The following is a 10,163-nucleotide window of genomic DNA, read 5'->3' as shown; positions in this document are numbered from 1 at the left end:
AAAACCGTGTGCCGCAGATTCAACTGGTAGAACCGGAGGGAACGTATCTGGCATGGCTGGATTGCCGTGAACTGGGGATGACGGATGATGAATTGATGGCATTCTTCTCGGATGACGCGAAGGTATGGCTGGATCCGGGCACGCATTCGGGTGAGCAGGGATCTGGATTTATGCGCTTTAATCTGGGAAGTTCGCGCAGTGTGATTGCACAGGCGCTCGATCAGATCGAGGCGGCATGGAAAAAACGGAACGCACAATGAAAAATAGCAGAACCGTAAAAATAAAATGTTCGGAGGGATTGCATGGAATTTGAAGAAGTGGAGAATATTGGACAGCGGATCAAGGAGATTCGCAAGAGTAAATCTATCACGATCCAGAAGCTGTCCCAGTTTACCGATCTGTCAGTGGGATATCTGAGCAATCTGGAGCGGAACCAGGCAAGCCCGACGCTGAGCAATCTGCAGCGCATCTGCGTGGCGCTTGGTATTTCGATCCGGGATCTGCTCAGTCCTTCCGGCGAGGAGAGAACCCTGATCCGCCAGGAGGAGCAGCAGTTATATGAATATGATGAGTACAAGCTTCAAATTCGCCGTCTGGATTTTGGAAAGAAACGCGGTATTTATGAGTTTTCCACCTATGATCCAGAGACAAAAGATACACCGCCGTCCTGGGGGCTGCATCCATACGCGGAGGTCGGAGTCATTCTGGAAGGCAAGATGGAGGTCAATCTGGATGGAACGGTTTATCTCTTAGGACCGGGCGATTCGATCTATATCAAGCCGAATCTCTATCACACGATGCGGAATGCGGGCGATACTCCCTGCCGCTCCTTCTGGCATCTGCAGATTATGGATGATTCTGTATAATTGACGGGATGAATTGATCTTGAAATTTGGACAATTCACTCGTATAATAAAGGCTGTACGTTGGGCTATACAGAATATTGCAAAAGTCCATGGCCGGAGAAAAATTTGCGTGGATTTTTGTCTGGTAACTGTGAAACTGCAGAAACAGCTGCCAGAGAAGTACATCGGGAAAAGGGAGGATAGAGCTGCATGGCCAAAAACAAGAAAATTGTACGCTACAGAAAGCCATTGAATATCAATGTAGGCATGATCATTTTTGCCATGATTTTCGTCTATCTTTCTTTCAGTGTCTACACATATCTCAGGCGGGATCACGTCCAGTTTTATGAGGTCGTCGAGGGAAGTATTGTAAATAATAAAGAATACAACGGAATCCTGTTTCGGGATGAGACAGTGGAAAATGCACCGCAGACCGGGTACGTCAACTATTATGTGCGCGAGGGAAAGCGGGCAGGCGCTGGATCGCGCGTCTATTCGCTAGATGAGACCGGCGAGCTGGGGAAATTTTTGGAAGAAAATCAGTCCTCTGGGATGTCCCTGTCAGCAGAAAATCTGGCTGATTTGAAGAAACAACTCAGTTCGTTCTGTTTATCCTACAACGATCAGCGCTTTGAAAGCGTCTACGACGCCAAATATTCTTTGCAGGCTTCGGTTGCAGAGTATATGAATTTCAATGCGCTGGGCGATATGGATGCACAGCTTCAGGCACAGGGTATCAATTACAAACAGATATCGACGCCCCAGCCGGGTATTATTTCCTATGTGACCGATTCTTTTGAGGGAGTTGCGCCGGAGGAGGTGACGGCGGATTCGTTTGACCGGAGTCAATATACGCGGCAGGTGGGACGAGCTGGGGAACTGATCGAGGCGGGCACGCCGGTGTACAAGATCATCACATCGGAGAACTGGAGTATCGTGTTTCAGATGGATGACAAGGATAAAGAGCAGTTTGCCGATCAAGATACACTGACGATCGAGCCGTTGGGAAGTGATATGAAATTCCGGGGAAATTATTCGATGTTTACCGGTTCCGATGGCAATCTGTATGGACGCCTGGATCTGGACCGTTACATGATCCAGTTTGAATCCGAGCGTTTTATGACCTTCGAGATCTCCAGCGAGGAAACGCAGGGACTTAAAATTCCGGTATCATCGGTGATGGAGAAGGAATTTTATACCATTCCAGTTGACTATATGACAACGGGCGGCAACGCTACTGAAGATGAGGCTGGCTTCAATAAAGAAGTTTACGGCGAAGGCGGAAAGGCGTCGATTGAATTTGTCACGCCGGAGATTTACAGCTCGACCGATGAGTATTATTATGTCGAGAAGAGCGACGATGGGCTGTTAAAGAGCGGCGATTATCTGGTGAAGCCGGATTCAAACGAGCGCTTCCAGGTAGGACCGACGGCAAAGCTGACAGGTGCTTACAATATTAATAAGGGATACGCGGTGTTCAAGCAGGTGAAAGAACTTGCAAATAGCGGTGAATATTACATTGTAGAAAAAGGAACCAAATATGGATTATCGGTTTATGACCATATCGTGTTGGATGCCAGTACCGTATCGGATGGCCAGATCGTATATCAGTAATGATATTTCCAAAATATAGAGATAAGGAAGGTGTATCACATATGGTTCAGAAACAGTTAGAAGAAGTACGTCAGAATATACGGAACGCCTGCGAGCGGAGCGGACGGAAGGTGGAGGATGTCACGCTGATCGCGGTCAGTAAGACAAAACCGGTGCCGATGCTTCAAGAGGCATATGATGCCGGCACCAGAGATTTCGGCGAAAACAAGGTGCAGGAGATTCTGGAGAAGGAACCGCAGCTGCCGTCTGATATCCGTTGGCATATGATTGGACATTTACAGAAAAATAAAGTCCGTCAGGTAATTGACAAGGCAGTTCTGATTCACTCCGTCGATACGGTGGGACTGGCAGAGCAGATCGAAAAAGAAGCGGTCAAACGTGATCTGGACGTTTCTATTCTTCTTGAGGTCAATGTCGCCGGAGAAGAGTCCAAATTTGGTTTTGCCCCGGAAGAAGTCGAGGAAGCGGCACGCGAAATTGCAAAGTACCCGCATGTCCACATACAGGGACTTATGACGATTGCACCATTTGTAGAGAATTCGGAAGAAAATCGTGGTGTTTTTAAAAAATTATATGAATTATATGTTGACATGAAACGGAAAAACATTGATAATGTTACTATGAATGTCCTTTCGATGGGAATGACCGGAGACTATCAGACAGCGATTGAAGAAGGTGCAACTATGGTAAGAGTCGGTACGGGCATTTTTGGAACCAGGGCAAAGATAGGAGAGAAATAGGGTTATGAGTATTCTGAACAAATTAATGGATACAATGCGTCTCACAGAGAATGATGACGATTACTTCGATGAGGAAGATTACGAAGAAGAAAAACCGGTGATTAAGAAGCGTTCTTTCGGCAAGAGGGACGAAGAGATGGATGATTACCGCCACGAGGAGGAATCTAAGCCGCGTTTTCTGCCACGTTCCTCTAACAACAAGGTAGTGCAGATGCGCCGCAGCATGGAAGTATCTCTGATCAAACCTACTTCCATGGAGGATACGAGAGAGATTTGCGATTACCTGCTGGCTGGAAAAGCTGTTGTTTTAAATATGGAAGGAATCCACATGGAGGTTGCACAGCGTATCATTGATTTTACCTGTGGCGCAACCTATTCGATGGATGGAAATCTCCAGAAGATTTCCAATTACATCTTTATTGCGACACCGTCATCGGTTGAGCTGTCCGGCGACTTTCCCGAACTCTTAGCAGACGGTTCCATGAATGTTTCCGGGATGAATCTCCACTTCTGATACTGATATACTCCCAGGTTCGCTATATATCTGAACCTGGGAGTATTTATTATACAATCGGAAATTTGTGTGATTTCTGATTGTATACAGGCTCTCCGGTAGGAGCACACTTTATATAAGCACTTTCGAACAGGAGTAGAAACACGCGATGCTGCAGGAAAAAGAAGAACAGCTTTTAAAAAAGAGAATGATAGAACTGGCCGGACTCTGTTATCAGCGCGATATACAGACAAGTACCGGCTTTTTGTCGTTAAATGAACAGACGATCTTTCACTCGATCGAGAAGACGCTGCCGCCGGTGCGGACTTGCCTGACGGGTGGCTTTGAGGGCGCAGAGCGCAAACTTCTTTGTTTTTTGGCTTCGTATGATGATGAGGAGTTTGGACTTCCGATTGCCGTGTTGGAGGTCATTCCGGCAAACCTGCGTTACAGTGAGGCGCTGACGCACCGGGATTATCTCGGGGCGCTCATGAACCTGGGGATTGAGCGCAGCTGCATCGGGGATATTCTGATGAAGGAAAATGGCTGCTGCGTCTTCTGCCAGGAAAAGATGGCGGATTATCTCTGCCAGGAACTCACGATGGTGCGCCACACCTCCGTGATCTGCCGCAGGGCGGACGCGACGGAGCCGATCACGCCGAAGATGGAGCGCGTGAGTGGAAGCGTTGCATCACCGCGTCTTGACAGTGTGATCGCGATGGTATTTTCATCCTCCCGCACGAAGATACTGCCGCTCATTGAGGGCGAAAAGGTATTTATTGACGGGAAACAGGTGACTTCCCCGGCGGTGCAGCTTAAAGAGGGCGAGATTGTATCTGTGCGCGGCATGGGAAAATTCCGCTTTGCCGGGAGTGGGGGATTGTCGAAAAAGGGACGTCTGTATGTTTATGCGGATAAATATGTGTAAAAAAGAAAGGACTGAAAACAAATGACAGAAGTAAAGAATGAGAAAATGAATCGCGTAACCGTTCACCTGGACGAGAAGCCGATCTATGATATTGTGATGACCGAAGATTTTTCGGCACTTCCGGGTGAAATCGAAAAACTCTCCATTTCAAACCGCCGTCTCTGCATCGTGACGGATTCGAACGTAGAAAAATTATATCTGAATGAGGTAAAAGAACTTCTGGCGCCGTGCTGCAAGACGGTAATTTCGTTCGTATTTCCGGCGGGCGAGGAGCACAAAAACCTCGACACCGTCCGAGATTTATATGAGACCCTGATTTTGAACCATTTTGACCGCAACGACATGCTGGCAGCACTCGGCGGCGGAGTTGTGGGCGATCTCTGCGGATTCGCGGCGGCGACCTATCTGCGCGGCGTTGCCTTCATGCAGATTCCGACGACGCTTCTTTCCCAGGTGGACAGCAGCATTGGCGGCAAGACGGGCGTTGATTTTGACGCGTACAAAAATATGGTTGGCGCGTTTCATATGCCGAAGCTGGTATTTACCAATATCAATACGCTTCAGACGCTTCCGGACAACCAGTTTTCCGCCGGTATGGGCGAGGTTATCAAACATGGTCTGATCAAGGATGCGGCATATTATGAGTGGCTGCTTGAAAATGCGGCAGATATCTGGGCGCGAAAGCCGGAGGTACTCCGCAAGACAGTGACCTGGAGCAATGAGATCAAGCGTGCTGTGGTAGAGAAGGATCCGACCGAAAAAGGCGACCGTATGCTTTTAAACTTTGGTCATACGCTGGGACATGCGATCGAGAAGCTGAAAAACTTTGAACTTCTGCACGGTGAATGCGTGGCACTCGGCGCTCTGGCAGCGATGAAGCTGTCGGAAAACCGCGGCATGATCAAACCGGAGGAAACAAACCGCTTCAAAGAAGCACTGGGAGAATTCCATATCGGTACGCAGGTATCCGGGCTTGAGAAAGATGCGATTGTGGCAGCGTCCAAGAACGACAAGAAGATGGATTCCGGCATCATCAAATTTATTCTTATTCATTCCATCGGCGACGCCTACGTGGATCGCACGGTAACCGAGGACGAGATGAAACAGGCACTCGATCAGGTGCTGGTATAATAGCAGGAAAGGAATCAGGTGCATGAACACAAAATTACGACAGTTCTTTATTTTTTTTATCGGGCTGGGAGTCAGCATCGGACTGGATCAGTTTACAAAACATCTGGCAGTTGTCCATCTGAAAGGGCAGAAGCCATTTGTACTCATTAAGGGTGTGTTTGAATTTTATTATTCTGAAAACCGCGGCGCTGCTTTTGGAATGCTACAGGGACGGCAGGGATTCTTCTTCCTGATTGCTGCGGCAGTCATTCTGGCAGTGTTGTGGGCGGTTTACCGGATGCCGGCAAGGAAACGGTATCTGCCGCTGATGTGCAGTTTGTTTCTGCTCGTATCAGGCGCAGTTGGCAATATGATCGACCGTCTGACACAGAAATATGTGGTGGATTTCCTGTATTTTAAGCTGATTGATTTCCCGATTTTTAATGTGGCAGACTGCTATGTGGTGATCGCGACTTTCTCGCTGATCCTTCTGTTTTTCTTCTTCTATTCGGATGAGGAACTGGAATTTCTTTCTTTTAAAGGTGCGAAAAAGGAGTCGGGGCGATGATGCAGGAATATCTGGTTCCAGAAGAGGCGGCTGGAACCCGCATCGATAAATTTCTGGCAGACGCCTGCCCGGATCTGTCCCGCTCCTTTTTGCAGAAACTTCTGAAAGAGAGCAGCGTGACAGCAGACGGAAAAGCGGTTAAAAGCAGTTTCAAGGTAAATGGCGGGGAAACTATCGCCTTTGAAGTTCCAAAACCGCAGGAGGCGGCGATCGAGGCGGAAAATATCCCGTTGGACATTTTGTATGAAGATTCGGATGTAATTTTAGTCAATAAGCCGAAGGGGATGGTTGTCCATCCGGCGGCAGGGCATTATACGGGGACTCTGGTCAATGCGCTGATGTACCATTGCAAGGATCAGCTCTCCGGCATCAACGGAGTCATGCGCCCTGGGATCGTCCACCGGATCGATATGAACACGACCGGTGTGCTGGTGGTGTGCAAGAATGATTTCGCCCACAATTCACTTGCAGAACAGCTCAAGGTGCATTCGATCACCCGCGTGTATTATGCCATCGTATTTGGCAATCTGCGCGAGGATGAGGGCACTGTCCATGCACCGATCGGGCGTCATCCGACGGATCGCAAGAAAATGAGCATCCACTCCAAACAGGGGCGCGATGCGATCACGCATTACCGCGTACTGGAACGCTTCGGGGCGTATACATTTATCGAGTGCCGCCTGGAGACGGGACGCACACACCAGATCCGCGTCCATATGGCAAGCATCGGTCATCCGCTTCTGGGCGATGAGGTGTACGGTCCGGCGCGGCAGCCATTTTCACTGGAAGGGCAGACCCTGCATGCGGGAGTCTTAGGCTTTATCCATCCGCGGACCGGGGAGTATGTGGAGTTTTCTGCGCCGCTGCCAGCGTATTTTGAAGAACTGCTGGAGAAGCTGCGGAAAAAAGCTGGAAAGTAAAAGTAACGTGAATAGTAAGATCGTTCTGATTCGTATACACATTCTTTTCAGATAGTTTATTTCTGTGTCGCTAAGAAATACCTTTTATTCCGAAAAAATGATGACTTTTCAGATAGCTTGTGTTATAATAAAGGCAGAACTTGAAAGGAGTTGAGGGAGACATGAAAAAAAATTTAGTAATTACAATCGGTCGCGAATGCGGCAGCTCCGGAAGAGCGATTGGACGAAAACTGGCGGAATCATTGGGAATCAAGTGCTATGATAAAGAGCTTCTTGCACTGGCAGCGAAGAACAGCGGTCTCTGTGAAGAGCTTTTTAAGACGCATGATGAGAAACCAACCAACAGCTTCTTATATTCACTGGTAATGGACACCTATTCGATGGGTTATAATACATCGGCTTATATGGATATGCCGATCAACCACAAGATTTTCCTGGCACAGTTTGACACGATCAAGAAACTGGCAGATGAAGAATCCTGTGTCATTGTAGGACGGTGTGCGGACTATGCGCTGGCAGATTATCCGAACGTAGTGTCTGTTTTCATCTGTGCAGATGAGGAAGTGAAGATTCAGGAATTGATGAAACGTCACAATATTACCCGCGATAAGGCAAAAGATGTGATGATCAAGACCGATAAGCAGCGTTCTGGTTATTATAACTATTATTCCAGCAAACGCTGGGGCAGCTCCAAGAGCTATAACCTCTGCATCAACAGCAGTGTCGTAGGCATCGACGGTGCCGTAGAAATTATTAAGGAATTCGCCAAAAAGAAACAAGAATTTCTTAAGATAAACGAGAACGCATAAAAGTATAATTAAAACCGGTGTGTTTGAATTTCTGGTGAAGAATCAGAAAGGACGCATCGGTTTTTTGCGCCTGGATGCTTTGAAGATGAGATTGCGTTGGGGTATAAAAACAAAATAGTTACTTGAGATTTTGAATGTAGATACATGAAGAAAATGATGATGAAAGAAAGACATTCTTATATAATCCGAACGGCGCTCATGGCGGCATCGGGGATTTTATTGTGCGGGATTGCCGAAGCAGTGCGCCCGGAGGTGGATTTATCAGTCGGTGTGCCTGCTGATAAAGTTGTGATTGCAGATGGGATTTTAGACCAGGAGACACAAAATGATACAGACGAATCCTTCTGCGACCGTCTGATGAAGAAAATGGTACACCCAATTCACATGGCATCCCGGTTTTTAAATGGTCTGGGGGCAGACTCGGAAGAATATGTTCCGTCGGAAACGGAGTATAACCTGATGGCGCTCCGGACGGAAGAGAGCGCTGTTGATCTGTCTGATCCATTGGCGGCATTTGAGTCTCTTCCATGGTATAAACTTGCAAAACGATTCCGGAGTATGGGGACAGAAGATACCTGGGGCGCAAAGATGTACGAAGCGCTTGGAACGCGAGATGCACAGTGGATATCGGAGATCTACGGGTGGATCCAGACGACACCGCTTACAGCTTCCCAGAAAATGGGACTGCCAGCTGCGCAGGTACTCGGCAGCTATGATCCCTCCAATCCAGAGCATAACGCGCAGAACCCGGCGAGCTGGGTAGTTCCAACTTGGAAAAATATCCGTTTCCAGATATGCGACGGAGACGGAAAGCCGACGTCCCTCGCATCCAATGCGACCGATATTTTGTCCATGGCAAATGTATATACATACAGCCTGGACTGGAAAAATACAGACCTGTTCAATACCTATATCAATCAGCTCTGGACCAGTTCCCACCAGTACCACGTGAGCATTAGCAATGTGTATTACTGTGAGGGCTGTACAGAACTGCCGGACGAGCCAGCGACAGAGGGAACAGCAGATGACAATGTGGAGAGCGGCAGTGCAGCAGGAGAGGCATCCTCGGAGGCTTTAGATGCCCAGGGCGCAGGAGACAGTCAGACAGCGGTAGAGGAGCCGTTAACGGAGAGCGAGGCGGCATCCACAGCAAATAATTATGTCAAACCGGCACAGGGACCGGGGGCTTCCACACAGGAGCAGGCAGCCGAATCAAAAGCGGCTGCGTCCCCGTCAGAGGCGACGCTCAGTGCGGAGAGCGCTGCGGCAGTTACATTAAATGAAAACGGAAAGTATTGCCCAGGACATGTTGATCTGACCGTTACCGTTAAGACAACTGGTCTGAAAGAGAAGCATAATCTGTTTGCACTCGATGGAACGGGAAATCAGGCTGTCGGGAACTGGCAGGGTTGGACGGAAGAAAAACAGACAGCCGCCCAGACACTCGCTGCTCAGGATTGGCAGGAAATGTACGGGCTTGTCAGTTCAGAGTTTGCACTCGGGAATCCGCTGACACCGGCAGAAATTGCGTCTTACCTGGATTTACTTCCAGAGGATTTATCACCGGAGCGGCGTGCCGTCATCACATGCGCGCTCAATTCCGTTGGCAAGATTCCATATTATTATGGAGGAAAACCGAGTACAGCAGGACTTTCCGGCAATCATTTTGCCAGCGTGACAAGCCCGGATTACAAGGGACGGATTTTGTCAGGGCTTGACTGTTCTGGATGGGTCAACTGGGTATACTGGACCGCGCTTGGCAATAGAATGGGTGCCGCCAGCACCTACGAGATTGTGCGGACAGGACGGGCGCTCAACAGCGCAGAGCTTCAGCCGGGCGACTTGCTTGTCCAGCTTGGCGGTAATTCGCACGTTGTAATGTTTTTAGGCTGGAACGCAGACGGAACCATACTGGGCGTACATGAATCCGGCAGTGCAAGCAATGTAACGGTCGGAAAGGTCCATACGGTCTGGCCGTATTACCGGGCGTTTTTGGATTAAGAAGTGAATAAAGAATAAAATGAATATGAATTAGTCATAAGGGATTTTGAGCTGGATGGATGTTGCCTTTGTTTTTTGCTGGAGTGTTTGCTGGTAAATGGCAAAGGCGGCATCCATCCATTTTGTGTTTAGGTT

The 10,163-nt window shown here is 48.4% G+C and carries 10 protein-coding genes and 1 pseudogene; all 11 read left to right on the top strand.

Features of this window, described 5'->3' with window-relative positions; translation table 11 throughout:
• A pseudogene (locus QVO97_RS01485) lies at nt 1-260 on the top strand (cystathionine beta-lyase); the annotation flags it as partial.
• A gap of 42 nt (nt 261-302) precedes the next feature.
• A complete protein-coding gene (locus QVO97_RS01480) occupies nt 303-866 on the top strand; it encodes a helix-turn-helix domain-containing protein (protein WP_022358653.1) in 564 nt (187 codons plus the stop codon).
• 189 nt (nt 867-1,055) lie between these two features.
• A complete protein-coding gene (locus tag QVO97_RS01475) occupies nt 1,056-2,459 on the top strand; it encodes an HlyD family efflux transporter periplasmic adaptor subunit (protein WP_022358652.1) in 1,404 nt (467 codons plus the stop codon).
• A gap of 41 nt (nt 2,460-2,500) precedes the next feature.
• Nucleotides 2,501-3,199: a YggS family pyridoxal phosphate-dependent enzyme gene (locus QVO97_RS01470; protein ID WP_022358651.1), complete on the top strand. Its 699-nt coding sequence runs from the start codon at nt 2,501-2,503 to the stop codon at nt 3,197-3,199.
• A gap of 4 nt (nt 3,200-3,203) precedes the next feature.
• On the top strand, nt 3,204-3,713 hold the full coding sequence (locus tag QVO97_RS01465) for a cell division protein SepF (protein ID WP_022358650.1): 510 nt from the start codon (nt 3,204-3,206) through the stop codon (nt 3,711-3,713).
• Between the two features lie 148 nt (nt 3,714-3,861).
• The gene (locus QVO97_RS01460; RefSeq protein ID WP_022358649.1) at nt 3,862-4,620 is read left to right on the top strand and encodes a YlmH family RNA-binding protein; all 759 of its coding nucleotides are present in this window, start codon (nt 3,862-3,864) and stop codon (nt 4,618-4,620) included.
• Between the two features lie 21 nt (nt 4,621-4,641).
• Nucleotides 4,642-5,751: a 3-dehydroquinate synthase gene (aroB, locus tag QVO97_RS01455; protein ID WP_022358648.1), complete on the top strand. Its 1,110-nt coding sequence runs from the start codon at nt 4,642-4,644 to the stop codon at nt 5,749-5,751.
• Nucleotides 5,752-5,773: 22 nt separating this feature from the next.
• The gene (gene lspA / locus QVO97_RS01450) at nt 5,774-6,298 is read left to right on the top strand and encodes a signal peptidase II (protein ID WP_022358647.1); all 525 of its coding nucleotides are present in this window, start codon (nt 5,774-5,776) and stop codon (nt 6,296-6,298) included.
• Entirely contained in the window at nt 6,298-7,218 is a 921-nt protein-coding gene (locus tag QVO97_RS01445) for an RluA family pseudouridine synthase (RefSeq protein ID WP_353844193.1), read from the top strand. Before lspA ends, QVO97_RS01445 begins: the two co-directional genes overlap by 1 nt.
• A gap of 161 nt (nt 7,219-7,379) precedes the next feature.
• Entirely contained in the window at nt 7,380-8,027 is a 648-nt protein-coding gene (locus tag QVO97_RS01440; RefSeq protein WP_022358645.1) for a cytidylate kinase-like family protein, read from the top strand.
• 153 nt (nt 8,028-8,180) lie between these two features.
• Nucleotides 8,181-10,028, top strand: coding sequence for an NlpC/P60 family protein (locus QVO97_RS01435; RefSeq protein ID WP_288188597.1), 1,848 nt, complete (start codon nt 8,181-8,183; stop codon nt 10,026-10,028).
• Nucleotides 10,029-10,163 lie beyond the last annotated feature (135 nt).

Origin of the sequence: Clostridium sp. CAG:43, assembly GCF_000434655.1 — a bacterium.
Taxonomy (GTDB): Bacteria; Bacillota; Clostridia; order Lachnospirales; family Lachnospiraceae; genus Otoolea; species Otoolea fessa.
This window is presented reverse-complemented; position numbering and strand designations above follow the sequence as displayed.

What these genes read in the sequence shown, in the direction of transcription:
- QVO97_RS01480 (WP_022358653.1), top strand. Translation starts at nt 303, where the DNA reads ATGGAATTTGAAGAAGTGGAGAATATTGGACAGCGGATCAAGGAGATT.
- QVO97_RS01475 (WP_022358652.1), top strand. Translation starts at nt 1,056, where the DNA reads ATGGCCAAAAACAAGAAAATTGTACGCTACAGAAAGCCATTGAATATC.
- QVO97_RS01470 (WP_022358651.1), top strand. Translation starts at nt 2,501, where the DNA reads ATGGTTCAGAAACAGTTAGAAGAAGTACGTCAGAATATACGGAACGCC.
- QVO97_RS01465 (WP_022358650.1), top strand. Translation starts at nt 3,204, where the DNA reads ATGAGTATTCTGAACAAATTAATGGATACAATGCGTCTCACAGAGAAT.
- QVO97_RS01460 (WP_022358649.1), top strand. Translation starts at nt 3,862, where the DNA reads ATGCTGCAGGAAAAAGAAGAACAGCTTTTAAAAAAGAGAATGATAGAA.
- aroB (WP_022358648.1), top strand. Translation starts at nt 4,642, where the DNA reads ATGACAGAAGTAAAGAATGAGAAAATGAATCGCGTAACCGTTCACCTG.
- lspA (WP_022358647.1), top strand. Translation starts at nt 5,774, where the DNA reads ATGAACACAAAATTACGACAGTTCTTTATTTTTTTTATCGGGCTGGGA.
- QVO97_RS01445 (WP_353844193.1), top strand. Translation starts at nt 6,298, where the DNA reads ATGCAGGAATATCTGGTTCCAGAAGAGGCGGCTGGAACCCGCATCGAT.
- QVO97_RS01440 (WP_022358645.1), top strand. Translation starts at nt 7,380, where the DNA reads ATGAAAAAAAATTTAGTAATTACAATCGGTCGCGAATGCGGCAGCTCC.
- QVO97_RS01435 (WP_288188597.1), top strand. Translation starts at nt 8,181, where the DNA reads ATGATGATGAAAGAAAGACATTCTTATATAATCCGAACGGCGCTCATG.